Here is a 25,235-nt window from a genome sequence, read left to right on the forward strand (position 1 = left end):
GGTTGCCACTGAAAACATAAGAAGTACGGTCGGGGTACATCATGCTGGTAAGTCCTATTGTTTTTGTTTTTCAGGCAAGCCGATGCCCACGGGAGTGGTACTGCGTCTCCTGGGCATAGCCTGCGTTAGCGGTGTATCGGATAAATCCGGCGCCCTACCAATGGACGCCGAAAACCTCTCGCAACTCGTCCAGGGCGTCCTGATCCAGAGGCGCGGGACGCGGGTTGCTCATCAGCCATAGTCGCGCCGTTTCTTCAAGTTCTTCCAAGGCATAGCTGGCCCTGGACACGGAGCTTTCCCAAACCACCGGCCCGAGACGTTCGAGCATCACGCCGCGCACACTGTTGGCGAGTTGAGCGACTTGCTCGGCTACCTTGGGGGAACCGGGCCGTTGATAGCCAATCAATGGAATGTGCCCAACCTTCATCACCTGGTACGGCGTCAGCGGTGGCAGGATGTCATTCGGCTGCCAGACACTGGCCAGGGTCAACGCAACCAAATGCGTGGAATGGGTGTGCACCACGCCACCGACTCCCGGGTTGCGATCGTAAACCTGGCGATGCAGGGCCAAGGTCTTCGACGGCTTGTCGCCAGACACCCACTCCCCCGCCAGATTGACCTTGGCGATGGCAGTGGGATCAAGACGACCGAGGCAGGCATCAGTGGGGGTAATCAGCCAGCCATCGTCGAGACGGGCGCTGATGTTGCCCGCGCTGCCCACGGTATAGCCGCGCTGGTAGAGGCTGTGACCTACGTCGCAAATCTCTTCGCGCAGGGCATTTTCATGACTCATTTCGTACCTCCGGCCAGTTGCTTCAGTGCCTTGTCGAAGAATTCCCGACAACCGAAGTTGCCCGATTTAAGTGCCAGCGCCAAAGGCTCGTCGGTACTGCTGACGGTCGCGGGTACGCCCGGATCAATCTGCGCGCCAATCTGCAGCAGTTGCACCCCCAACGCCTGAACCACGGCGCCCGACGTTTCCCCGCCAGCAATCACGAAGCGACGTACACCACTTTGCAGCAGCCCAAGTGCGATTTCGCCAAAAGCGTGTTCCACCAAACTGCCTGCTTGCTCGACACCCAGCTTCTGTTGGACAGCCTTGACCTCATCAGGCGAACTGGTGGCGTATATCAGTACGGTCTGTTCATTGTCCTTGGCGAAAGCCAATGCGTGCGCAACAACCGGTTCGCCGACAGCCAACGCCAACGGATCAATCCGCAAAGCGGGCCGACCGGATTCAAGCCAGGCCGCGACCTGTCCGTTGGTGGCGACAGAGGCGCTACCGGCCAGCACCACTTCCCCACCCGCCACCTCAGGCAATGAAGAGGCATCCAAATCCCGTAGTTTGCCGGCACGGCGGAAGTTTTCCGGCAGCCCCAAGGCCAGACCTGAACCACCGGTCAGCAAGGGAAGATCGGCACAGGCAGTCCCGAGGGTGTAGAGGTCCTGGTCGCACAGTGCATCGGCGATAGCCATACCGATGCCTTGCGCCCGCAGTTCAGCGATCTTTTTGCGTACATGTTCAACGCCCAGAGCGATGCTGTCGTAGCGCAACAACCCGACGTTCAAAGTGGTTTGTGATTGCAGAACCCGCACCAGATTGGCATCAGTCATGGGCGTTAGCGGGTGGTGCTGCATGCCCGACTCATTAAGCAACTGATCCTGCACAAACAAGTGCCCGCGAAAAATGGTTCGACCGTTTTCCGGGAATGCCGGGCAGGCCAGCGTGAAATCACCGTCCAGCGCTTTGAGTAACGCCTCGCTGACTTGGCCGATGTTCCCGGCAGCCGTCGAATCGAAGGTGGAGCAATACTTGAAGAAAATTTGCTCGCAGCCTTGCGCCCGCAACCAGTTCAACGCAGCCAGAGACTCTGCGACCGCATCCGTGGTGGGTGTGGTGCGAGATTTCAGCGCTATAACGATCGCATCTGCGTCGAGACCGGCCGCCACTTCGCTGCTCGGAATACCGATGCTCTGCACCGTGCGCATGCCGCCGCGCACCAGCATGTTGGCTAAATCCGTGGCACCGGTGAAGTCATCGGCGATGCAGCCCAACAAGGGGCGTGCAATGGAAGTTTTCATGGAGCGTTCCTCAAACGGATTCAGGCTTGGCAGTCGGTAGCTCTATGCCCGGGAAAATCTTGATCACTGCCGAGTCATCCTCGCGTCCGAAGCCGGCACTGGACGCCTGCATGAACATCTGGTGCGCGGTGGCCGACAAGGGCAGCGGAAATTTGCTGGCCCTGGCGGTATCCAGCACCAGGCCCAGATCCTTGACAAAAATATCGACGGCGGACAATGGCGTGTAATCAGCCTTCAGAATGTGCGGCACGCGGTTCTCAAACATCCACGAGTTACCCGCGCTGTGGGTGATCACTTCATACAACGCATCGGCATCGACCCCTTCGCGCAACCCCAATGCCATGGCTTCAGCAGAGGCGGCAATGTGCACCCCCGCGAGCAACTGGTTGATAATCTTGACCTTGGAGCCCAAGCCATGAACATCTCCCAGGCGATAGACCTTCCCGGCCATGCCCGCAAGGAACGCGTCGGCCTTGGCATAGGCCGTAGCCGGACCGGATGTCATCATGGTCATCTCGCCGGCCGCAGCTTTGGCAGCTCCACCGGAGATCGGTGCATCCAGATACAGCAGACCGCTTTCAGCCAGGCGTTGGCCAAGATCCACGGCATAGGTCGGAGCGACGGTGGCACAGCCAATCACCAAGCTCCCGGGACGTAGTGCACTCACCGCTCCGCCTTCACCGAACAACACGGCTTCGGTCTGTTCGGCATTGACCACCACCGTGATGATTACATCGCACTGACCCGCCATGTGTGCCGGCGAGGTGCAGGCGACACCTCCCTCGCTGGCGAACTGCTGGGTGACGGCTTCACGCACATCACAGGCATGCACATCGAAGCCGCTACGCAACAACGAACGGGCAATGCCCAGTCCCATCGCGCCGAGACCGATAACGCCGACATTTTTGTTATTCATGGGGTGCTCCTGAGAAAAGCAGCGGTTGCGTCCACGCCAGAAAGGCATAGGCCACTGTCCACTTTAGAAAGAGGGGGATGCGGGGATCGATCGTGACCGAGATGCCGGTCCCTTGAGTGGGACGCAGTAAACCGGTGGGTGTCTTGTCGAACATCGTCGCAATCCTGTTTTGTCTTGTTTTCAGGTTGTCATACGGGTCGAGTAGATAATCCTCCAATGATCAGATTATGTGAAGCTGTTTTTTAAAAATAACATTTTTTAACACTGCTTCAATGGGATCGGATGAGAGCTCAAGTGAGAGAAGACCTCATCATCTGAGGCAGAACCATTGAGCATGGCCTCAAGCGCGGATCCCATGGGCTGCCGTTATTGGGGGGGGGGGAGACTGGAATGACGGAATGAATCGAGTTGGCGAACAAGGCCTTGGTGAGAGCGTATGGCGTGGCTTCTTCTGCTACGAGGTGCTGCAACTTTCTAGTACTGGTACACCGGATCGGCGGGCTGGATGTATCGCCTGATTGTCAAATCACTACTGGACTGACAACTCGGGTGCGGCCCCTGGACGCGGGCCAAGGGGTGACATAGACCCGTCCTCGGGCCCCTAAAGCTTGAACTGCGTTACCAGGGCATTGAAGGAGACGGCCAGCCGCGACAGCTCCTGGCTGGAAGCGCTGGTCTGATTGGCACCCGCAGCGGTCTGGGTCGAGAGGTCCTGGATGTTCAGCAGATTACGATCCACCTCGCGGGCGACCTGGGCCTGTTGTTCGGACGCCGAAGCGATCACCCGGTTGCGCTCGTTGATGGTGACGACACTGTCTGTGATCTTCTGCAGCGCCGCGCCGGCGCTCTGGGCCAGTTCCTGAGTGCTGGAGGCCAGCGACAGGCTCTTGCCCATGGCAGTGACGGCCCCGTTAGCACCCGATTGCACGGTACTGATCATACCTTCGATTTCCACGGTCGAGGCCTGGGTGCGGTGGGCGAGCGCGCGCACTTCATCGGCTACCACCGCAAACCCGCGCCCCTGCTCGCCAGCACGGGCGGCTTCAATGGCGGCGTTGAGCGCCAACAGATTGGTCTGTTCGGCGATGCTGCGGATCACGTCCAGTACCTTGCTGACTTCCCGAACTTGCCCGGCCAGCTCGGTCACCGTTTCGGTCGACTCGGTGATTTCTTCCACCATGGTGCTGATACCCATGAGCGTGTGATCGACCTGACTGCGGCCATGAGCAGCATCTTCGGTTGCGGTTTCAGAGGCCAAGGAGGTTGACATGGCATTGCGCGCCACTTCCTCGACTGCCGTAGTCATTTCATTGACTGCGGTGGCCGCCTGCTGGATTTCGTTATTCTGCCGCGTCAGGCCCCGGGTACTTTCCTCGGTCACAGCGCTCAGCTCTTCGGCCGCCGAGGCCAACTGATTCGAGGCATCGGCGATCTGCTGCATCGTGCGTTTCAAGCCGCCCTGCATGTCCGCCAAGGCGTTGAGCAGTTGCCCCGCTTCATCGCCACGGGCCGTGGAGATGCTCTGGGTCAGATCGCCAACGGCGATGCGCTGGGCGCTAGCGACCGCCACCGCCAGTGGGCGAGTGATCGTTCGTGTGATCAGAATGCCCAGAGCGACAGCCACCAGAAAGGCAATCACGATCCCGACCAGCAGGATCAGCGTCGAGCTGGCTTCGAGTTCCTGCGCGCCCTCGGCACCTTCTTTGATCTGCCGCTTGTTGGAATCGATCATAACCCGCAGGTAATCGCGGGCATGAATAAACACGTCAACCGACAGCGCGTTCAAGCGAATGCGTGCCTGAGCAAGATCGCCGGCGTCCACCGATTCGATGACCTTTTGGGTCCCTGCCACATAACCGGGCCACAGTTCCTGGTACTCGTCCCCCGCTGCCCGCTCATCTACCGCCAGAGGTGTGGCACGGTAGGTCGCAAAGGCATCTTCCGCCCGACCCAGGTCTGTCGCCAGGTTCTTGCGAACACGCACCTTGTCCGCTTCGGACACGTCGCCGGCGTGAGCATCCAGCAACCGGTAGAGCCCGCGGTTGTGAGCGACCAGGCTGGTCATGGTTTCGTTGATATTGCCCACTGAGACCAGGCTGTTGGAAAAGGTCAACGACAGCGCAGTGGCCAAACGGCTGATCCCCACCATTCCCAACCCACCCACGGCCAGGGTGATCAGGGCGCAGATGACGAACGAGGTCAAAAGCTTGGTCGAGAATCTGGTCTGGTTCAGAAAGGTCATGGGGCAAAACTCGATGGGTTGGGGGGTAAGGAACTGAAAAACCACCCGCTGCCGCGAGAGTACTCGCGGCAGTGGGTGCTGATCGAAAGGCTGAAGTGCTTCATGCTCCGTTGGAATTATTGATATCGATTAAAGGTGAACCATCAGGGGAGGCTCGTATCAATCGACTCTATTGAAAATGGAGTCCTGTCGCTTAGAACCGATAGGTTGCCTGCACGGAAACCCCATTCGCACTATTGTCGTAATTGGCACTGTATTCAGGTTGAAGACCAGAGTTGTTCGCCTGCTTTACCGAGACCTTGGAATCCCAGAGATACCCATAAGCAAAGTCTATTGTCAGGTCGGAATTCGGCGAATAAGCGCCGCCCAAAGTCACGGCCTGGCGATTGCCAACCGGAATGCGCACGCTGCGATCGGCATTCCTGATTGGCGACGGATCATAGGCGTAGCCTGCGCGCAGCAGCCATTGCTGGTTCACTTGATAGGAGGCGCCAACTGCGGTGCTCCAAGTGTCGCGCCAGTTCATTTCTTCGATCACCGTGCTCATGCCCATCGCCTGGCCCACGGGGGAAAGACCGCTGTTTTCTGCCTCGACCTTCTGGATCCGGCTCCAACGCTTCCAGGTGGTCCCCAGGTATCCCGTCCAACGATCATTGAAATGATGGGTGATAGACGTGTCCACGGATTCAGGCATCGTGAGGTCTATCTTGTTGTCATAATTTCCGTCCAGCGGGATAACGCTCGGGGAGCCAGAAACCTGAGTATGCCCCTTGAGTTCATAGTCCACCTTCGAGTGATAGTTAATCCCCCAACTGGTTGCCTCAGTAAAGTCAATCAGGATGCCTACGTTGTAGCCAAGTGCCGTGTCATCGCCTTTGATGGTGACTTGTGTGTCAACGCCATTGTTCAGGGCGCCGGTGGCCAGGTCATTCTGAAGCTTTGCAGTGAAACGGTTTATGGTCGGTCCACCACCAATAGACACGTAATCATTGATCCGATAGGCAATGGTGGGCTGAAGGGTTACTTCCTTGGTCGTGCTGTAGGAGCCATGGTAGCGGCCCTGAAAACTGCTCTCGTAATCATTGATCAGGCCACTCGGCGCATAGAGGCCCAGGCCAATCGAAAAACGATCATCAAGAGGCGTCGACATGTAAGCGAAAGGTACGACCCCCAAAGGTACCGAGTCCCCCTCATTCGTTCCTGGCGCACTGCTCTGCGCATCACTGATGTCGTCGCTCACCGAGACGACCGCTGCCCCGCCGGAGATCTCCGTGCGTTTCAACTTCGTCAGGCCTGCGGGATTTCCAAAAATGGTGCTGGCGTCCAGCGCGGAAGACGACCTTCCCGCATAAGCAGTCCCCGCACTGCTTGCACTTTGTTCGTTTAATGCAATGCCATTGGCGCTTGCGATTGTAGAGGCGCTGAGCAGTGCCATGGCACTGCTGAATTTAATCCAGACAGCACACTTTCGCTCAATAGAGAGACGCGGGATCACGAGGCTATTCCGTTTCATTTTTCCACCTATTGTTTATTGTTTTTGTAGATTTCACGCAGGCAAGGCTTCGCCATCCTGTGCACCTGCCAGTGCTGGCTGGAGTTGATCGAAGTTGTGTAAAAGACCCTGGCTTATCAGTGCCAGGGCATGACGCTGGACTTACAGATGTGAATCAGTGACTCATTTAAGCCATTCAATTTGAAAGCTATAGCGCCCCAAGAGCGGAGCCAGTACTTCCTGGTCAGTTCCGGCCCTGATGCAGGCGACATGCCCTCGGCGATTATCCTGAACAACCTCCACTGCTATATCCGAAAGTCCCAGACGTTCCACTTCCTGCTGGACTACTTTGGCAATCTCTCGCTGTTGCAATGCGGGCTTGAATATCTTGCCCACAGCGGTCAGTGGCAACGCTTCGAGGATTTCAATGCGCTTGGGAACCGCTGCCCGCTCGCTGATGTTGAGATGAGCAAACGCCTCAAGTTCTTCGGTGGTGCAAACGTGCCCCGCGCGCAGTTGAACGTAGGCAACCGGCACCTCGCCCGAGTACGCATCGGGGCTGCCGATTGCAGCGGCCAAGGCGACGGCGGGATGCGTCTGCAGAGCCTCCTCGATCTGCTTGGGATCGATGTTGTGGCCGCCGCGGATAATCAACTCCTTCTTGCGTCCGGTCAGCCAGAAATAACCCTGCGCATCCTCGCGACCCAAATCACCCGTGTTCAGCCAGCGCTGACCGTCAATATCGATCCAGAGGCCCTGGTTATGACGCTCCTCCAGATAGCCATTGAAGAGGTTCGGACCGGTGATCGTGATGAGGCCGATCTCATCCACGTTGGCATCGCGCAGGTACTCTCCAGAATCATTGAGCAAGACCGCGCGCATATTCTGGTAGGCGATCCGTATCCCGATAGAGCCGATACGGCGCTCGCCATGGGGCGGATTGACTGAGGAAGCACAGGCGCCCTCAGTAAGACCATAACCTTCAAGGATCTTCAGCCCGGTCCGGCGCTCAAACTCTCGGAAAAGCTCGGCCGGCATGGGTGCGGCGCCACACATTGCATAGCGAAGGCTTGAGAGGTCGTGGCCCTGACATTCATATTGCAGAAGTGCTGCATAGACCGTTGGCACACCGGAAAAGAAGTTGATGCCGAAGTGCTCGACCATCTCCCAGAATCGTGGGATCACTCCCTCGCCCCGATACCCATTTGGCGTCCCGAGGATCACATGGTCCCCTTGAGTCCAAGGCATCAGTCCGGTCACCAGTTGTCCATTGACATGAAACAGCGGCAGGCCACAAAAGATAACCTGGCCACTGCTGCGTGGCTGCAAGTGAGCGGCCATGGCCCATGCATTGAATACTTCCGAGCCATGGGTACGCGCGGCGATCTTGGGCAGCCCGGTGGTGCCGCCCGTACAGATGTAGGAGGAGCACTCATCCTGACGGATTTGCCGACCGCTTTTCAGATGTGTATGCGGCTGGGTACTCATCAGCGATGACCAATCGTGGATCGCGACGCCGCTGTGCAGGTCGCGTTCCTTTAGCGCCATGGCTTTCAACACACCACGCAAAGGTTCCGCGACGTAGGGATCCATGCTGACCCAAACGACAGACTTTACCGTGGGCAACTGGTCCAGTTGCGAAGCCAGTTTGGTCCACAGATCACTGCCCGGAGTCGGCGCGAGTGTCACCACCACGGATGCCTTCGCGGCGTTCAGCAAGCCAGCGATTTGCTTGGCTTCAAGCAGAGGATTGATCGCCATGACGATGCCCGCCGCTTCCCCGCCCCAAATAGTGAAGTGGGTTTCCGGCAGATTGGGCAGGATGAAGGCAACTACATCGCCCGGTTTTATACCCAAGTCATCGAAAGCATTTGCCGCGCGGGTGATATCCGCGAAGAGCTCGGAATAGTTCCACTCGCAGGTGCGTTTGAAATCCGCGGCATCGGAGAAAAAACTCAGCGCCGGTGCCTCAGGGGTGCGTTCGGCCGCCTGTCGCAGCGCTTCATAAGTGCTGGAAGCCAGGCCACGCTCCGACAAGGGGACTCGTTCGAGACTTTCGATGTCGCTCAGGGTCTTTACAACCATCAGGCTTCCCCCACGACTCGGTTGCGTTGCACGCCGAGGTCGATCACACCATCGGCGCTGCGAATGCGAGCCTCGACCACGTCACCGGCCTTGAGGTACTGCGTCCGGCCTTCCTGCGCCTTGAGGAAAAGCTTCCACTTGGTGGCTTCGGGCAGCATGGCGGCAATGCGCATTTTGGCAGGCGAAGGGATCGTCAGAGCACAGCCGGCAGGCGTACCGGTGGCGATCAGGTCTCCAACGGCGAGATCTTGCACACCGGAGAGCTCGGTAAGGGTTTCAGCGGGGCCGTAAACCAGGTTGGCCGTGCTGTCGTTCTGCCGCACCTGATCGTTGACCGTCAGGCGCAACTGCAAATCTTTCAGGTAATGAATGCTCTTGTCATCCAGAAGGCAAAGGTACGGGCCAACCGGACCGAAAGTGCGGAAGCTCTTGCCCTTGTAGAACTGCATCTGCGGAATCTGAATGTCACGAGCCGAGTAGTCATTGACAATGACGACGCCTGCAATGAACTCATGCAGATTGGCGTCTGTGACAGAAACAGAGCCAGTGATCGCGCGTTTCATCACCAGCCCCAGTTCGATCTCGTAGTCAAGGAAGCGCACGGTGCGCGGCTTGATCAAGTCACTGTCGGCTGCCACCAGGCAACTCGTCGCCTTGGTGAAGATCATGTTGAATTTCTTCGCATCAGGGTCCATGCCTGACTCGATCATGTGCTGACGGTAATTGGCGCCCTGGCAGACGAACTGCTGGTTACGGGTCACCGGCGACAACAGTTTCACTTCGCTAGCATCCAGCTCCGTACCTTTCAGTTGAGCGAGGTCGTCGATACTGTTCCGGCTGATGAAGTCACCGGTGGTATCAAAAGTACCGGGAACAACCGTGATACGGCCCTGGCGAAGTACGCCCCAGTGGATACCGTTCTGAAACTCAAAGCGAACTACGTGTACAGCAGACATTGAAGGTACTCCTGGAGCGGTGTTTGTCTCGCGCTCGGTGGCGCGGGAATTGTGGTGTTGTTCTGAAGTGGGGCTGACAACGGTGTAGACCAGCGTGCCGCCAGCAATCAAAGCGCCGGCTTTAAGCACGTCCCGCCGGCCATACCGGGTTGATTTTTCAGGCATGGCGGCAGCTCTACCCGAACATCCGCATGAGTGTTACCAGCTTTCGAATGGTCAGGTCCGGGCTGCGTCGCAGGTTGCGGACCAGCAGCAGCAGATTGGCCAGGCTCAGCTTGGGTTTTGTAAAACTCTTGGGCATGCGCTGCCCCCACTGGGCCATTGCCTCGGGACTCACCGGATGAATGCCCGTTGGCTGAGCGGCCGTGAAAACGTCGCCGTCGCAGTAATGCTCGTGCTTATCGCCCCAGGGGTCTTGCCAGTAATCGAAGATCTGACTGCCCAGAATGTGTCGGCCGATGCCCCATGAGTGTTCCCAACCGCGCTCGCGCAGGACGCGCTGCCCCATGCCTACGGCGTCGGTATCTACGACCTCGTAGGCGCTATGGCTATAGGTCGCCATGAACCCTTGCGCAATCGCGAGCGTATGGTGTGCCGCAGGCATGTCACCGAGATCCAGGCGCATGAAAGCGACGATAGGCGTTCCGTCGGGAAGCACCTGCACATCGCTGGGAATTAACCCGAAATGCTGCGTGTACCAGGCACAGGTCGCCTGATAGTCGGCCACTTCCAACACGATATGACCCAGTCTGAGCACTTCAGGCGGAGCAATCGGCGGGCGCTGTGTGGCGTTGATTCGCGGTTGATCCTGCACTAGATTCCAGGCAAGAGGCGCCCGGTGTGCCAGCGTTTTACCTGGGGTCTGGTCACAGACAGCTTCCACCATGAAACCGGACGGATCGGTCAGTCTGACGTAGTACCCGCCACCCGGATGGTCCGATTTCGCGACCGGCGACGCACCCGGGATTCGAGTGAGCTTTTCCAGATCCTCACGAGACTGCACTGCCAATCCGAATCCGATAAAACGTGCCTGTTCTGCAAGATGAATGCGGTAGCAGTATGAAGTAGGGTCGGTGGCGCGCAGGTAGAGCGTATCGGCATCCTGACGACTTACCGTCAGGCCGAAATCGGTCAGGAAACGCGCGGCCTCGTTCAAGTCCGGTCTCTGAAAGATCAGGTGAGTCAGCGCCTGGGCCTTGACCGTCGGCTGCGGATGCCGGGCAGGTTGTGGTGTCGCCAACCGGTGCAATTCATTTCTGTTGTTCATTGTTCTTGTTTTCCGGGTTTTTAGGGCAAAGCTGTCCCGAACCCCTGAAAAACCAGGGGCTTGTCTAGCCAAGTCAGTTACAAGCTCAGTCGAGTGCTGGAAGTGCCGGCAACTCTATGGTCGCCAATGCACGCGCCTCCTCTGGCGGCACACCCAATGCCCGCAGAATCAGCTCGGCGGTGTCCGAGCCCGATTCGCGCCACGTTCTGTGACCTTCCAGCACGAGAAAAATCGAGCCAAGGACACTGCTCGATATCAGCGTCATTACCGAGAGCAATTGCTCCTGCTGAAACCTGTACTGTCCACTGGAAAGCCCACTGAGAAGATCCGTGGTCGCCTGACTGCTGAACATTTCGCGTAACGCGGAATTGCTCATGGCGAACTTGTGTATGAACGCCCCCCACTGAGAGTCCTCGTGAGCTCGACGAATGAACAGACGAATACCATTGGCAAGGCGCTGTGCCGGATCGGAGATGGAATTGAAGCTCTTGTTGACGCGCTCATGCATCTCCCTCGCGAGATGGCTGGCGACCGCCTCGAACAGGCTTTCCATGCTGTCAATGTTGCTGTAGACCGTTCCGCGCGCTACACCCGCCTCTTGCGCGAGGTCGAGGATGTTCACTTGTGAAGTGCCTCTTTCAGCAAAAAGGCGAAAAGCGGCTTGATGAATGCGGCGCTGTGTTGGATTCAGGGATTCCACGGCTCTCTCCAGGATTACCTAATAACCCGATTGAACACGCGTGTTCTCTTGCCGTCAACTATGTTTTTTGAATAAGTACGTTCTCATCAATGAAAACCGCTCTGTACTTAAACAAAATCGACGGATGGATTAACGCTCACGGGCCAGGCGAGGGGTCTTTCATTGACATAAATGAACACGCGTGTTCAGCTCTGTAGTATTGCTTAGCTGAAGGACAGAACATGACCGGCTCAAATCTTTTCAAACCGCTTCGATTGCCTAACGGCACGGTGATTCAGAACCGAATCGCCAAGGCTGCCATGGAAGAGAACCTTGCAGATGAGAACCACGCTCCAGGGGACGCGCTCATCAAGCTCTATCGGCACTGGGCGGAGGGTGGTGCCGGTCTGATCATCACTGGTAACGTGATGGTTGACCGCCACGCCTTGACCGGACCCGCAGGCGTAGTGCTTGAGGACGATCGGAACCTGGGCAAATTCAGACTATGGGCCGAGGCTTGCCGCAGCCGTGGAGCTCAGGCCTGGATGCAAATCAATCATCCTGGACGACAGCTATTGGCATCCATGGGGCAGCCGGCACGGGGACCCTCCGCAGTTGCTGTCGACATTCCCGGACTGTCCAAGGCCTTTGTACTGCCCAGGGCCTTGAATGAGCAGGAGATCGAAGAGCTGATCGGGCGTTATACCCACGCCGCAGCACTGGCCGAGCGTGCCGGATTCACCGGCGTGGAGATTCATGCCGCGCATGGCTACCTGTTCAGCCAGTTCCTTTCGCCCTTGACCAACCGGCGTAGCGATCGCTGGGGTGGCAGCCTGGAAAATCGTGCGCACATTCTCCTGCAAACCATCGACGCAATACGTCAGCGAGTGACACCGAGCTTTTGCGTCGCCGTGAAGCTCAATTCCGCGGACTTTCAGCGCGGCGGTTTCGATGCCGAGGATGCGGCTCGCGTGGTGCAAATGCTCAACACCAAGGCGGTCGACCTGGTCGAGTTGTCGGGTGGCAGCTACGAAAGCCCTGCAATGCAGGGACAAACACGCGATGGCAGCCGACTGGCTCGAGAAGCCTATTTTCTCGAGTTCGCCGAGAAAATAGGAGAAATAGCGCACATGCCGCTGATGGTCACCGGCGGCGTACGTAGAAAAGAAGTCGCGGAGCGCGTAGTGAGCGGCTCGGTGTCGATGGTGGGGCTTGCCACTGCATTGGCAATCGAGCCGGCTCTACCCGGCCAGTGGATGGCGGGACAGGACACCGAAGTGGAACCCATCGTCGTCCGCTGGAAGAACAAGGCGCTGGCATCGCTTGCAGTGGCGTCGGTGATCAAGAAGCAGCTCGGCTTGTTGAGTCAAGGGAAACGCACAAAACCCGGAACGTCGCCACTGATGGCATTGATCGGCAATCAACTGAAGTCTCGTCGCCAGGCGAAGAGCTATCGGCAATGGATTGATCAAACCAGGCAGATCAAGGATGACATCGGATCAAACCGGTAGCGGCTTGCAGGCGATTCTCCTGGCTCTGGCAGGTGTTGCACCCAGAGCCTGGAGAATCATTTCGGCGACCCGCAGATCGTGCTCCGCCACTGCACGCCCCTCGACAACTGAGCGCATTGCTCCGATTGTGCACGAAAAGACTATATCCAGCGCGACCCCTTCGTCCCGGTAAGCAAAAGTACCCGCACGCACTCCCTCACGCAAATCGTCAAGTACATGGCCAGCCAGACGCGAGCGCATTGCCTGGTCGAAATGGATGATGCGCAACAGTGCATTCGCCCATTGGTGGTCGGCCGCGGCACGGCACACAAACATGCGCACGCCGATCGAAAGCCGCTGTGCCCCGCAGTGCACGTCCGTATTCACTGTGGAAATGGCATCGGAAAATTCGGCGGCCATGGCGATGCCCACCGCCTCCAGCACTTCGTCGCGCGTTCGAAAATAGTTGTAGATGGTACCGTTGGAAACCGCTGCTTCCGCGGCCACCTCGAGCAGTGCGATCTCCCCCACCTCCTTACGCGCGATCAGACGCAATGCCGCGTCCACCAGGCCGCGACGGGTGCGCTCACGTTTCTTATGACCTCGCGTGAGAGGTTGTGGCGTAGCAGCTTCTAAAGGAAGAGTGGGGGCATGCATTATCAAGCTCGCAATCTAGTGGGCTCGTTAATAGTAATGGAAACGCTCTCAGCAGTGGCGTCTTCGCTAGCCAGCAGGCCCCTGCACTCTCGAAGGAGGCTGCCTGCCTCGGCGCCAGGAGCGTGGTGCATGATGATACGGTCTGGACGAACCGCGACGAGCGTTCCTTTAGCCGCCAGCGGCAGGATGTCATGGTTAATGTCTTCGATGAAGTCACAGCGGCCGCCGGAGCGTTGGCCGCGTGTTCTGACCTCCAGGAAGTGGCCTCCCACTTTTTCCCAGGAAACGATCTGATCAGGGGTCAGCAGTGACAACGGGTCAACACCGAATCCAACCAAAGTAAGGTTATCTCCAAGCGCATCGTCGCTCAGTTTGATCTGCTTTTGCATATTGCGAATCCAGGCCTGGGGAAACAGGCTGCCACGTACCAGTTTGTCGCCACGACGATGCTTCACGAACAGGCCGTGTTTGAAGATGTTCTTCGGCTTGATATCCAGCTGTTCGAAGTACTTCCTGGTAGCGGGAGTCAAGCCCAGCGTACGCATCAGGCCGTGGATAAAGAAAGCCGCGATCTTGTTCTTGGGCATCACCAGGCGGCCCATGAGTTTCGCGAGATTGATCATCGCCTGGGCATGAGGGCGGCGCTCTTCGTCATAGGTCTCGAGTATCGCAGGCGAAGCATGGCCGCGAAGGACCCACGCCAGCTTCCAGGCCAAGTTGGCGCCATCTCGAAGTCCGGCTACGAGACCTTGCCCGACAAAAGGAGGCGTGATGTGCGCTGCGTCGCCAGCGAGAAAGACGCGACCCTGGCTGAACTTGTTGCAGCAGCGCGCGTGGAATCGATACACCGCCTTGCGCTCGATTTCCAGCTCCTGCGGGTTGATCCATGGCGCGATCAGCCGGGCTATGCTTTCCGGGCTTTCCAGTTCTTCCCGGGATTCGCCGGGGTGCAGCATGAACTCCCAACGCTCCCTGCCACCGGGTGCAGGCATGTGCGGCGTCGGGCGCCGCGGATCACAGATAAACTCAATGTGATCAATCGCGGACTTATGGCGGTTCATGACATCGACAATCAGCCAATCCTCCGCATAGGTCTGCCCTTCGAACTCCTGGCCAATCATTGCTCTGACCCGCGAGCTTGCGCCATCCGCACCGATCAGGTACTGAGCGCGAACGGAATGCGAGTGCCCATTTTGATCCCGTACCGAAGCGAAAACGCAATCCGACACCTCGACCAGACTCTCAAGCTCGAAGCCACCCAGGCTGGTGACGGACTGCAGCCGGGAAACCTGGCCGCGCATCGCTCGTTCGAGGTCGGGCTGATAGAAAGTCACCAGCTTGGGATGGCCGTCGATACATCCTTCAGTGTTGGCGCGACCGAACTGCCCGAGTACCGGTGAGTGCATCCTCACTTCAGGAATAGCGATCTTCTCAAAAGCGTCTTCCGACAATCCGGCGAGTTGCAGGATGCGCAGGGCCTCGTTGTCCAGAGCAATGGCGCGAGGCATCAGCAGGACGTCATGGACCTTGTCCAGCACCAGGGTCGTGACCCCATAGCGGCCGAGCAGCGCCGCGATTGTCGCACCTACCGGACCGTAACCGATGACCAGCACGTCGACCGCGGCGGGAGGTAATTCGGAAACTTTCTTGTTGTTGTTCATCTCGAGCCCTTGTTGTGATTGAAGTCGTGAGACGCGAAGTCCCATCGTCAGGCAAGGTGAAGGTATTAAAAATTGAGAGATATTTCAATATTGATGTTCTTGTCATTATTTTTTTGGGATCATTGCCCCGCCGCGAAAATGCCATGAGACATGAAGTCTGCGGTGTCAACTGAAGTTGCCCGTGTGCCAGTTTTCCGACAGGCGACGCTTGGCTTCAGAGCCGATCAGCGTTGTCATTGGGACAATGGCCCAAGACTTAAGCGCCAAGGCGCTCGAACCGAGGCTGGAGAGCCATTGCTTAAAAGGTTGGCCGATAAGACCAGGACGTCGGGCGCACCGGTTTCAGTATCAAGCCCATGTGAAGCTTCGCAGCACACACCCCTGTTTTTGTCTTTAGGAATCAACCGTGGCACGTCCGCAGCCCCATCCGAACCCAGTCCTGCTCTGCTTCGTCGAATTCGAGCTTGACGAGTCCAATGCCTGTTTGTCGCGTAATGGGGAAGCCGTGGCAGTGGCACCGACGCCTTTCACGTTGTTATGCGTGCTGGCACGCCAGCCAGGATCGCTGGTGACCAAGGATGCGTTGCTTGATGCCGTGTGGGGGCATCGGTTCGTCAGCGATTCGGTCTTGAAGACGGCCATCAGCGATCTGCGCAAGGTGTTGGGCGACGACCCCAGGCATCCTCGCTTCATCGAGACCGTGTCGCGGCGCGGCTATCGCTTCATTGCCCCGCCCTCCTCCGCAGTTTCGCGGCCACCTGCATCCGCGCCGGTTACGGCGAGCGGCACGCCTTTGTCAGCGTCATTCATCGGTCGCACCGACGAGGTCTCCAGGCTGCAACGGGCCTGGGAGCGGGCGTATGGCGGCCAGCGCGCAGTGGTCTGGCTCGCTGGAGAACCGGGGATAGGCAAGACCACGCTGATCGAACATTTCCTTGCCGGCCTTGGCGACATCGCCTGCGCACGCGGCCATTGCGTGGAGCACTACGGTACCGGCGAGCCGTACCTGCCAGTGCTCGAAGCGCTGGCTGATCTGTGCCGCAGCGACCCCACTCTGCCGGCGCTGATGCGCACCGTGGCACCGACCTGGCTGCTGCAACTTCCGTGGCTGAGTCCCACACAGGAGAGAGACGCATTGAGGCGCGAGCTTGCCGGCGTCGGTCCGGATCGCATGCTGAGGGAAATGGGCGAATTGCTGGACCGTTACACAGAGCAGCGCCCGCTAATGCTGGTGACTGAAGACTTGCACTGGAGTGATCGCGCTACGGTTCAGCTAATCAACTATATGGCGCGGCGACGTGGCCGCGCGCGGCTTATGTGGTTGTCTAGCTTCCGCCTTGCCGAGGTTGTGGCGCTCGAGCATCCGCTCAGCTCGTTGCGCCATGAACTGCGTCTGCAACGTCTGTGCGAGGAAGTGGTGCTCGATCCGTTCTCGGAAACCGAGGTCGCTGACTATGTCGCGTTGCGTTCAGCCTCGCTGGCAGGCGATGAAACCTTCGTGCGCGCCCTGCACGAGCGAACTGATGGTGTGCCGTTGTTTGTCTCCTCAATCATCAGTGAAGTGATGGACCCAGCGGACGACGACGCCACCATCGAGGCCAGGCTTGCGGGTGTGGAGGTTCCCGAAAACCTTGCGGCCATCATTGAACACTACATTGCCAGGCTTGAGCCGGAGCACCGCGAGCTGCTCTCGGCAGCGGCAGTGTGCGGGGTCGAATTCCGGGTCGAGACGGTTTCACTGGCCCTTGAACGCGATCTTGCTTCGGTGGCGCACGCCTGCGAGACGCTGATACGCGAGCAGATCTGGCTCATACGATCGCGAGCGACAGAAGACGAAGAAACGGTCGAGCTACCTCACTCATTCCGGCACGCTCTCTTTCGCCAAGTGCTGTACGACCGAACGCCGCGTTCATTGCGCGTCCACCTCCACCGGCAGGTTGGGGCTGCCCTTGAACGCGAGCGCGCGGCCGGTGTGCCGGTTGCGGCCTCGGAGCTGGCAATGCACTTCGACCGGGCTCGGCAGCCGATGATTGCGCTGCGTTACTACGCCGAGGCCGCGGAAGCGGCGCTGCTGCACTTCAGCCCGGTCTTGTGCATCGGTCTCACTGAGCGGGCGTTTGCCGTGCTGGCGCAGGCACCGGAAGGAATGGAGCGCGATGCGCTCGACATCACCTTGTCCACGCTGCGCGGGGTATCGGCTTTTCACACGCTCGGTGTCGGCAGCGAAGCCAGGAACGCGTTCGAACGCGCGTACGCGCTGCTAGCAAATGTACCCGAGCATCCCATGCGCGGGCGCCTGCTGCACGGATTTGGCTATCTGCTCGGTTTGCGTGGCGACTATGCGCGGGCGCTGGAGGTGGCGGAACGTGCTGAAGCCCTCTCGTCGGCAGCGAACGATCCAGCGCTCATGCTGGCGGCGTGCATCGTGCAGGGCGAGGTGCATCACCTCCAGGGACGCACTCAGACCGCCCGCCTTTTGCTGGAGCGCGCCCTCGCGATCGCCGAGCCACTGGACATCGGAGCGAACGAGATCTTTGCGACCGATCCTCAGGTCATGCTGCACGGCATGCTAGCCATAGAACTCGTGCGTTCTGGCCTGGTTGAGCAAGGCCGAACCCACATACAGCAGGGGCGGACCCGCGCGCAGGCCCTTCGCCAGCCGATGACCTGGCTGGTCGCGGCCTGGCAGGAGGTGTTGATCGAGGTGCGGCTGGGGAACCCTCTGCGTGTAGCAGCGCTGGCCGATGACATGCAAAAGTTGGTCGAAGAGTATTCACTTGCACTTGGGCGGACGGCTTGCCGCTGGTGGCGCGGCTGGGCTGACGCACGCAGCGGTGCGCCGTGCGCTGGCTACCGCCGCATTCGTGCGGCCTACGAAGAGCACACCGGGCTCGGCATGCACTCCGGCGCCAGCGAGGTACTCGGCTACGCCACCGAGGCGCTGCTGCTCGCAGGTGACTGCAATGCAGCGCAAGTGGAACTGCAGGAAGCACTGCGGGTGGGAGAGGACCTGGGCGAGCGCGTGTACCTGCCGCAACTGTTGCTGTTGGAGGCTGCGATCGCCCGAGCACAGGGTCGACCGGACGCCAGCAGCAACGCGGTACGGCACGCGGTGGCGGAGGCTCGCGCCCAGGAAGCACCGTGGCTGGAACTGCTCGCGCTGGTCGAACTGTGCGAGCACCACGACGTCGCGGCCGAGGACCACCAGGCATTGTCGACGCTGATTGACCAATTGCCCGAAACTCACGGAACCGAGCTGGCGAAACGTGCGCGCTCGCTGATTCACGCTGCCAGGTCGGCTTGAAGGGAGCAGGAGGCACCCTCCATTGACGAGTGCGGTCCCGACCGAATTCTGACCTTTCGCTTACGACTCGACTCAGGGGGCGGCTTACGCTGTTCGTCGAACTTTCCTTATCCCCTGGTCTGCCATGAGCCTGAACCCTGAATCCAAATACCCGAGCCGCCGCTCGTACGTAGTGAAGCTGCGCAGCGATGCCACGCCCGGGGCCCTCGTGGGCCGCCTCGAAAATCTGGTCACCGGGCGCCAGCTCGAGTTCTCGTCCGCCGAAGAATTGCTGGAGTCGATTAGCTCGGACCTCGCGTCCGCGGCCGGTGAGCACGCGGCAGATGCCGACGGCGAGTGACGTCTCCCATCTGAATGAACGCTCGATATGGCGACCGAACGGCGACGCTTCGCTGACGACTTCGCACACACCGGGCTCTACGCTGATGCCATCTCGAATCCACCCGAGTCTAATGCGATGCCGCGACTTCCTGTTTCCTTTTTACTGCCCCACCACACTGGCCGGACGACCTTGCAACGGGCCGAGCGCCCGGCAGGACTCGCCATTGCGGCCGCCCTTGCCATTTCGATCGCCCTCGCCCTGACCGGTTGCTCCACGCCGGTCGTCAAGCCGTCGGTCGACGTGCCCGGCAACTTCGCCGCGAGCACGGCCTCCGAGATGGAACCCGAGGCGGCATGGTGGGAGGTCTACCACGACCCGGTGCTGACGGATCTGGTGCGCCGGGCAGCGCGCGAGAACCGCGACGTCAAGATTGCCGCCGAGCGCCTGCGCGCCGCGCGTGCCGGCGAAACGGTCAGCCGCTCATGGCTGTTCCCGAGTGTCGGCGCATCCGCCTCCGGCAGCGATCGCAGCAGCGGCTACAACTCGACCACGAAACAAGGTTATCCGGACACCAAGACCACCAGTGTGGGCCTGGACGTCTCGTGGGAGCTCGACCTGAGCGGCCGCCTGCGCGCCGGCGCAGCAGCGGCCGACGCCGATGCGCTGGCCGCAGAGCACAGCATGCGCGGCGTGCGCCTGTTGGTGATGAGCGACGTCGTCAGCAATTACTTCACACTGGTCGGCGCGCAGCGCCAGGTCGCGACGCTGCGCGCCATCTCGGCGATGCAGGACGAGACGCTGCGTCTAGTCGCCGCGCGCCAACAGGTGGGGTTGGCATCCGCCTTCGACGTCGAGCGCGCGCAGACCGACGCCTTGTCGGCGCGGGCGCAGATTCCGCCACTGGAAACGCAGGTGGCTGTGGCGCGCCATCGTATCGCCGTGCTGGTCGCCGACCCGTCCTTCAATACCGCGAACATCCAGCCCGCGAGTGGCGATGTAGCGGCGGTGCCCCAGGCCAAGCCCGGTCAGCCCGCCGAGCTGCTGCAACGCCGACCTGACGTGCTGGCGCTGATGGCGCAGCTCGACGCAGCCAATGCGCGCCGTCAGCAGGCTGCGGCCGAGTGGTTCCCGCGGCTTTTCCTCGGTGCCTCCTTCGGTCGCCAGGGCCTGGAACTGAATGGCGTCGATCTCGGCGCTGCGCGCTACACCAACGTGGCGGGCCTGCTGGCGATGCCGCTCTTTAACGCCGGACGCACGCAAGCAATCAACGAGGCTGCCGAAAGTGCTCAACAAGAGGCGCTGCTACGCGCCGAAGACGGCATCGTACGGGCGCTCGAGGATGTGGAGAACGCTCTCGTCACGCTGGCGCAGGAGCGCCGCCGCGCCGGGTCGCTGCAATTGGCCGCCGCGTCCGCGGAGGCTGCGCAGAACCGCGCCCAGTCACTCTATAACCGCGGGCAGATCGACCTGTTGCCACTGCTGGATTCGCAGCGAGCGCGCCTGGCGGCACGCTTGAACTCCAACGAAAGCAACACCCGCCTGCTGCTCGATAGCGTGCAGCTCTACAAAGCATTGGGCGGAGGCTGGCAGGTGTTCGAGCAATCAGACAAATCCACCGCAGCCACTGACGCCAACCGTCCGCCACTTTCCTAAGAATCTGTCGCTTTCCAAAGAGGAACCGTCTTGAAGAACTCCCTTACTGCGGCCAGCGCCTTGGCCGTCGCCGTCCTGCTTTGCGCATGCAGCCCGCAGGAGCCGGCCGAACAGGCACCACGACCGGTACGCACCGTTGAAATCAGCTACGGCAATGTGCGTGAAATCAATCGATATGTGGGCGCCGTGCAGTCGCGGCATGAAGTCGACCAGGCATTTCGCGTGGACGGCAAGGTAGCCCAGCGCAAAGTCGATGTAGGCCAGCAAGTGCGCGAAGGCGACATATTGGCAGTGCTGGATGACAGCGACTATCGCCTTGCCGAAGAGGCGTCGCGGCAGCAGTGGACGGTTGCCGTCGAGCAGACGCGCCAGGCCGAATCGGACAGCCAGCGACTGACCGCGCTGAAAACTGATGGCTCGGTCAGTGCGGCCGACGAAGAACGCGCGCGCACCAATGCTCAGACCGCGCATGCGACTGCCGAGGCTGAGGCGCGAAAACTTGAACTCGCGCGCAACCGGCTCAAGTACACGGTGCTGCGCGCCTCGCGGAGCGGCGTCATCACAGCCGTACGCTTCGAGGCCGGGCAGGTCGTGGCGCCAGGCCAATCGGTTGTCTCCATCGCGAATCCGGGTGAGCCCGAAATCGTCGTCGATGTGCCCGAGGATAACCTTGCCGCTTTCAAGGAGGCGCGTTTCAAGGCTTCGCTGGCCAGCGCGCCGAACGAGTCCTTCGATGTCACGTTGCGCGAGCTGTCGCCCCAGGCCGCAGCGCAGACGCGCACCTATCGCGCGCGGCTGAAGCTGGTGAATGCGCGGGGGCTGCCGCTGGGCGCTACCGCCACGGTAACGGCCGAGCGCGTGACGGCAAACATCTCGGTGGCGGCCGTGCCGGCCACGGCACTGACGCAAAGCGGCGGACAGCCGGCGCTGTGGGTGGTCACGCCCACAGGCAAGGATCCGGTAGGCATCGCCGAGCTGGTGCATGTGGAGGTGTGGGGCTACCGCAACGACGAGGTACTCATCTCCGGCCCGCAGGCTGGCGCATTGGTCGTCACCGCCGGTGTGCAGAAAATGGCGTCCGGACTGAAGGTCGCGCTTCCCGGCGCAGCCATTGTTGACGCGAACTCCACTCAGCAGGCCGCCCGATGAACAACTTCAACCTCACCGACTGGGCGCTGCGCCATCGCGCCATCGTGCTGTTCATGCTCATCGTTGTCGCGCTGGCCGGCGCCTTCAGCTTCACCAAGCTCGGTCAACTCGAGGACCCGAACTTCTCCGTGCCCTCAATGACGGCCATTGTCATCTGGCCGGGAGCCACCGCCCAGCAATTGCAGGACCAGGTGCTCAACCGCATGGAGAAGAAGTTCGAGCAGATCGACAACTTCGAAAAGGTCGTCACCTACGCTCGGCAAGGCTACGCGGGCATGACGCTCACTGTCCGTGGCGGCACCTCCAAGGCCGACCAGCGCGAGGCCTGGTACCAGGCGCGCAAGAAACTCAACGACCTGAGTCTTGAGCTGCCTGACGGCGTGATCGGCCCCATCGTAAACGACGAGTATGGCGACGTTTATGGCCTGATGTACGCGGTCAAGGGCGACGGTATTGGCCACGCTGAACTGTCGGACGCGGCGGAGAACATCAAGCGCGCCATGCTGAAAGTACCGATGGTCAAGAAAATCGACCTCATCGGCAAGCAGGCCAAGCGCATCTATGTCGAGTTCTCGCAAGAGCGACTGGCCGCGCTGGGCATCACCCCACTGACCATCGCCGAGAGCCTCAAGAGCCAGAACGCGATGCTGCCCGCAGGTCAGATCGATACCCGCGGCGACCGCGTCATGGTACGCGTGAGTGGCCAGTTCGACAGCGTAAACGCCATCCGTGATTTGCCTATCGCCGCAGGCGGCCGGCAGATCAAACTCGGCGACATTGCGACCGTGACAAGTGGCTTTGAGGATCCACCGACCTACACAGTGCGCCACAACGGCCAGCCCGTGCTGATGCTCGGCATCACGATGACCAGTGACGGCAACATCGTCGACCTTGGCAAGGAGATGAACAAGGCAGTCACCCAGATCCAGTCGGAACTTACGCATGGCGTGGAGCTGGAGCTCGTGGCCGACCAGCCCACCACGGTGAAGGATGCCATCCTGGACTTCGGACGCGCGCTGGCCGAGGCGCTGATCATCGTGATCGCGGTAAGCCTGGCGAGCCTGGGCTGGCGCGCCGGCATCGTGGTCGCGACCACGGTGCCGCTGGTGCTGGGCGGCGTGGCGCTGGTAATGCTGGCGATGGGCTGGAACCTTGAGCGCATCTCGCTCGGCTCGCTGATTATCGCGTTGGGACTGCTGGTGGATGACGCCATCATCGCTATCGAGATGATGGTGGCGAAGATGGAAACCGGCATGGACCGCGTGAAGGCAGCCGCCTTCTCTTATCAGTCCACCGCGATGCCGCGCCTGACCGGCGCACTCATCACTGTGGTGGGCTTTCTGCCGATCGGCCTTTCGCAGTCCACCACCGGCGAGTATGCGGGCGGCATCTTCTGGATTGTCGGTGCAGCGGTACTGTTCTCATGGATCTGCTCCGGCATATTCACGCCTTACCTGGCAGTCAAGATGCTGCCGAACGACTTGGGCAAACACCAGCACGGCGCTGATCTGTACGACACCAAGTTCTACCGCACCCTGCGCCGCCTGATTGACACCGCCATCGAGCGCCGCTGGGTGGTCATCGGTGTGACGTTTGGCGCTCTGGCGCTTGCGCTGGCCTGTATCAAGTTTGTGCCACAGCAATTCTTCCCCAACAGTTCGCGTCCTGAACTGGTCATTGATCTGCGCGTCAAGGAAGGCGCCTCGTTCGCCGCGACGACCGAGCAGGTCAAGCACATGGAGGAGATCCTGGCGAAAGACGAGGACGTACGTTTCTATACCGCCTACACCGGCGCTGGCGCACCGCGCTTTTATCTCTCGCTCAACCCCGAGCTGCCGAATCCGGGCTTTGCACAGTTCGTTGTGATGACCAAGGACCTGGATGCACGCGAGCGGGTACGTACGCGACTGATGACCTCGGCGGACCAACAGTTTCCGCAGGCGTGGATACGCGTGACGCGGCTCGAACTGGGGCCGCCTGTCGGTTACCCGGTGCAGTTCCGCGTCGTAGGCCCCGACACCCAGGTGGTACGCAAAATCGCCCGCCAGGTGGAGCAGGTAGTCGCGTCCAGCCCGAAGGTGCGCGACGTCCAGCTCGACTGGAACGACCCGGTTCGCACGCTGAAGGTCGAGCTTGACCACGACAAAGCGAACCTGCTGGGACTCACGCCGACCGACGTGTCGCTGGTGACACAGACCGTCATGAATGGCGCGACCCTGTCGCAACTGCGTGAGCGCGAAGATCTGATCGACATCGTCGCCCGTGCTGTGCCCGAAGAGCGTCTGAGCCTCGACACGCTGAAAGACATTAACCTCTACACGCGCCAGGGTACGGTAGTGCCGCTGTCGCAGGTGGCGCAGGTGCGCAACGAACTGGAAGAACCCGTGCTTTGGCGCCGCAACCGCGACATGGCAATCACCGTGCGCGCCGATGTGAACGATGGCGAGCAAGGTGTATCGGTAACGCAGGAAATCCAGCCGTTGCTCAAGGATATCGAAGCGAAGCTGCCATCGGGTTACCGCATCGACGTGGGCGGTGCAGTGGAGGAAAGTGAAAAAGCCAACAAGGCGCTGCTGGCGGTGGCCCCGCTGATGCTGGTCAGCATCCTGGTGCTGCTCATGCTGCAACTGCAGAGCTTCTCTCGCATGTGGATGGTGGTGCTGACCGCGCCGCTGGGCTTGATCGGCGTGGTGCCGGCGCTGCTAGTGTTCCAGTCGCCGCTGGGCTTCGTCGCGATCCTAGGCATCATCGCGCTGGGCGGCATGATCATGCGCAACTCGGTGATCTTGATCGACCAGGTACAAACCGAGATCGCCGAAGGACGCGACTCATGGAATGCGGTGCTGGATGCCGCCATTCATCGGGCCCGTCCGGTGATGCTGACGGCCCTGGCCACTGTGCTCGCCATGATCCCGCTAACGCGCAGTGTGTTCTGGGGACCGATGGCCATTGCGATCATGGGCGGCCTGACCGTGGCGACGCTACTGACGATCTTCTTCGTCCCGGCGTTGTATGCTGCATGGTTCAAGGTGCGCCGCCAGACAGCCGCTGACACTAAACAGTTACGGGGGGATGCCGCGCTTGCTTCTGAGTGATGCAATCTCGGTAAGCGAAAGCTGACTCTTGTAGGAGCGAGCTTGCTCGCGATGGACGCCAACGATAACGCGTATTCTCTGGATACACGCGTCGTCCTGAAGTCCTTCGCGAGCAAGCTCGCTCCTACAAATTCTCTTAACTGACAGGCATCAGCCGTTTCGGCGCCTGACATTATCAAACGATC

Annotated in this window: 18 protein-coding genes and 1 pseudogene; 6 read left to right on the plus strand and 13 right to left on the minus strand. The window is 60.0% G+C overall.

Annotated features, from left to right (window positions below; all coding sequences use genetic code 11):
• Positions 1-154: 154 nt before the first annotated feature.
• The 11 genes and pseudogenes from otnC to ACYZT9_RS15635 form a co-directional block, all read right to left on the minus strand.
• Positions 155-793, minus strand: a complete 639-nt coding sequence (otnC, locus tag ACYZT9_RS15585) for a 3-oxo-tetronate 4-phosphate decarboxylase (RefSeq protein WP_462006318.1) — start codon at positions 791-793, stop codon at positions 155-157.
• Positions 790-2,082, minus strand: a complete 1,293-nt coding sequence (gene otnK / locus ACYZT9_RS15590; RefSeq protein ID WP_462006319.1) for a 3-oxo-tetronate kinase — start codon at positions 2,080-2,082, stop codon at positions 790-792. The genes otnC and otnK overlap by 4 nt, the downstream gene beginning before the upstream one ends.
• Before the next feature lie 10 nt (positions 2,083-2,092).
• Complete coding sequence (ltnD, locus tag ACYZT9_RS15595; protein ID WP_462006320.1) at positions 2,093-2,998, minus strand: L-threonate dehydrogenase; 906 nt, start codon at positions 2,996-2,998, stop codon at positions 2,093-2,095.
• The gene (locus ACYZT9_RS15600; protein ID WP_462006321.1) at positions 2,991-3,152 is read right to left on the minus strand and encodes a hypothetical protein; all 162 of its coding nucleotides are present in this window, start codon (positions 3,150-3,152) and stop codon (positions 2,991-2,993) included. The genes ltnD and ACYZT9_RS15600 overlap by 8 nt, the downstream gene beginning before the upstream one ends.
• Before the next feature lie 447 nt (positions 3,153-3,599).
• Positions 3,600-4,463: a methyl-accepting chemotaxis protein gene (locus ACYZT9_RS15605; protein ID WP_462010232.1), complete on the minus strand. Its 864-nt coding sequence runs from the start codon at positions 4,461-4,463 to the stop codon at positions 3,600-3,602.
• Positions 4,458-5,240, minus strand: a pseudogene (locus ACYZT9_RS15610) (MCP four helix bundle domain-containing protein); the annotation flags it as partial. The gene ACYZT9_RS15605 and the pseudogene ACYZT9_RS15610, both read right to left, overlap by 6 nt.
• A 193-nt stretch (positions 5,241-5,433) precedes the next feature.
• Complete coding sequence (locus tag ACYZT9_RS15615) at positions 5,434-6,753, minus strand: OmpP1/FadL family transporter (RefSeq protein WP_462006322.1); 1,320 nt, start codon at positions 6,751-6,753, stop codon at positions 5,434-5,436.
• Positions 6,754-6,915: 162 nt separating this feature from the next.
• Entirely contained in the window at positions 6,916-8,817 is a 1,902-nt protein-coding gene (locus ACYZT9_RS15620) for an acyl-CoA synthetase (protein WP_462006323.1), read from the minus strand.
• Complete coding sequence (locus ACYZT9_RS15625) at positions 8,817-9,773, minus strand: fumarylacetoacetate hydrolase family protein (RefSeq protein ID WP_462006324.1); 957 nt, start codon at positions 9,771-9,773, stop codon at positions 8,817-8,819. The genes ACYZT9_RS15620 and ACYZT9_RS15625 overlap by 1 nt, the downstream gene beginning before the upstream one ends.
• 175 nt (positions 9,774-9,948) lie before the next feature.
• A complete protein-coding gene (locus ACYZT9_RS15630; protein WP_462006325.1) occupies positions 9,949-11,040 on the minus strand; it encodes a VOC family protein in 1,092 nt (363 codons plus the stop codon).
• Between the two features lie 85 nt (positions 11,041-11,125).
• The gene (locus ACYZT9_RS15635; RefSeq protein WP_462006326.1) at positions 11,126-11,740 is read right to left on the minus strand and encodes a TetR/AcrR family transcriptional regulator; all 615 of its coding nucleotides are present in this window, start codon (positions 11,738-11,740) and stop codon (positions 11,126-11,128) included.
• A gap of 221 nt (positions 11,741-11,961) precedes the next feature.
• Here ACYZT9_RS15635 and ACYZT9_RS15640 point away from each other — a divergent pair, with 221 nt between their 5' ends.
• A complete protein-coding gene (locus ACYZT9_RS15640) occupies positions 11,962-13,230 on the plus strand; it encodes an NADH:flavin oxidoreductase/NADH oxidase family protein (RefSeq protein WP_462006327.1) in 1,269 nt (422 codons plus the stop codon).
• On the opposite strand, the gene ACYZT9_RS15645 is transcribed toward ACYZT9_RS15640, so the two are convergent.
• Both ACYZT9_RS15645 and mhpA read right to left on the minus strand, forming a co-directional pair.
• On the minus strand, positions 13,219-13,866 hold the full coding sequence (locus ACYZT9_RS15645) for a TetR/AcrR family transcriptional regulator (protein ID WP_462006328.1): 648 nt from the start codon (positions 13,864-13,866) through the stop codon (positions 13,219-13,221). The genes ACYZT9_RS15640 and ACYZT9_RS15645 overlap by 12 nt on opposite strands.
• Positions 13,867-13,868: 2 nt before the next feature.
• Entirely contained in the window at positions 13,869-15,527 is a 1,659-nt protein-coding gene (gene mhpA / locus ACYZT9_RS15650) for a bifunctional 3-(3-hydroxy-phenyl)propionate/3-hydroxycinnamic acid hydroxylase MhpA (RefSeq protein ID WP_462006329.1), read from the minus strand.
• Between the two features lie 406 nt (positions 15,528-15,933).
• Here mhpA and ACYZT9_RS15655 point away from each other — a divergent pair, with 406 nt between their 5' ends.
• The 5 genes from ACYZT9_RS15655 to ACYZT9_RS15675 all read left to right on the plus strand — a co-directional run bounded on the left by ACYZT9_RS15655 (position 15,934) and on the right by ACYZT9_RS15675 (position 25,050).
• The gene (locus ACYZT9_RS15655) at positions 15,934-18,831 is read left to right on the plus strand and encodes an ATP-binding protein (RefSeq protein WP_462006330.1); all 2,898 of its coding nucleotides are present in this window, start codon (positions 15,934-15,936) and stop codon (positions 18,829-18,831) included.
• Between the two features lie 124 nt (positions 18,832-18,955).
• Positions 18,956-19,171: a hypothetical protein gene (locus ACYZT9_RS15660; RefSeq protein WP_462006331.1), complete on the plus strand. Its 216-nt coding sequence runs from the start codon at positions 18,956-18,958 to the stop codon at positions 19,169-19,171.
• Between the two features lie 117 nt (positions 19,172-19,288).
• The gene (locus tag ACYZT9_RS15665; protein ID WP_462010233.1) at positions 19,289-20,806 is read left to right on the plus strand and encodes an efflux transporter outer membrane subunit; all 1,518 of its coding nucleotides are present in this window, start codon (positions 19,289-19,291) and stop codon (positions 20,804-20,806) included.
• 30 nt (positions 20,807-20,836) lie between these two features.
• On the plus strand, positions 20,837-21,955 hold the full coding sequence (locus ACYZT9_RS15670) for an efflux RND transporter periplasmic adaptor subunit (RefSeq protein ID WP_462006332.1): 1,119 nt from the start codon (positions 20,837-20,839) through the stop codon (positions 21,953-21,955).
• Positions 21,952-25,050 (plus strand): efflux RND transporter permease subunit, encoded by a 3,099-nt coding sequence (locus tag ACYZT9_RS15675; RefSeq protein WP_462006333.1) that lies wholly within the window; start codon positions 21,952-21,954, stop codon positions 25,048-25,050. The genes ACYZT9_RS15670 and ACYZT9_RS15675 overlap by 4 nt, the downstream gene beginning before the upstream one ends.
• Positions 25,051-25,235 lie beyond the last annotated feature (185 nt).

Source organism: Pseudomonas sp. ZT5P21, assembly GCF_054897785.1.

Excerpts from the sequence above, each read along its gene's own strand:
- otnC (WP_462006318.1), bottom strand. The coding sequence starts at position 793 with ATGAGTCATGAAAATGCCCTGCGCGAAGAGATTTGCGACGTAGGTCAC.
- otnK (WP_462006319.1), bottom strand. The coding sequence starts at position 2,082 with ATGAAAACTTCCATTGCACGCCCCTTGTTGGGCTGCATCGCCGATGAC.
- ltnD (WP_462006320.1), bottom strand. The coding sequence starts at position 2,998 with ATGAATAACAAAAATGTCGGCGTTATCGGTCTCGGCGCGATGGGACTG.
- ACYZT9_RS15600 (WP_462006321.1), bottom strand. The coding sequence starts at position 3,152 with ATGTTCGACAAGACACCCACCGGTTTACTGCGTCCCACTCAAGGGACC.
- ACYZT9_RS15605 (WP_462010232.1), bottom strand. The coding sequence starts at position 4,463 with ATGCAGGGCGGCTTGAAACGCACGATGCAGCAGATCGCCGATGCCTCG.
- ACYZT9_RS15615 (WP_462006322.1), bottom strand. The coding sequence starts at position 6,753 with ATGAAACGGAATAGCCTCGTGATCCCGCGTCTCTCTATTGAGCGAAAG.
- ACYZT9_RS15620 (WP_462006323.1), bottom strand. The coding sequence starts at position 8,817 with ATGGTTGTAAAGACCCTGAGCGACATCGAAAGTCTCGAACGAGTCCCC.
- ACYZT9_RS15625 (WP_462006324.1), bottom strand. The coding sequence starts at position 9,773 with ATGTCTGCTGTACACGTAGTTCGCTTTGAGTTTCAGAACGGTATCCAC.
- ACYZT9_RS15630 (WP_462006325.1), bottom strand. The coding sequence starts at position 11,040 with ATGAACAACAGAAATGAATTGCACCGGTTGGCGACACCACAACCTGCC.
- ACYZT9_RS15640 (WP_462006327.1), top strand. The coding sequence starts at position 11,962 with ATGACCGGCTCAAATCTTTTCAAACCGCTTCGATTGCCTAACGGCACG.
- ACYZT9_RS15645 (WP_462006328.1), bottom strand. The coding sequence starts at position 13,866 with ATGCATGCCCCCACTCTTCCTTTAGAAGCTGCTACGCCACAACCTCTC.
- mhpA (WP_462006329.1), bottom strand. The coding sequence starts at position 15,527 with ATGAACAACAACAAGAAAGTTTCCGAATTACCTCCCGCCGCGGTCGAC.
- ACYZT9_RS15660 (WP_462006331.1), top strand. The coding sequence starts at position 18,956 with ATGAGCCTGAACCCTGAATCCAAATACCCGAGCCGCCGCTCGTACGTA.
- ACYZT9_RS15665 (WP_462010233.1), top strand. The coding sequence starts at position 19,289 with ATGCCGCGACTTCCTGTTTCCTTTTTACTGCCCCACCACACTGGCCGG.
- ACYZT9_RS15675 (WP_462006333.1), top strand. The coding sequence starts at position 21,952 with ATGAACAACTTCAACCTCACCGACTGGGCGCTGCGCCATCGCGCCATC.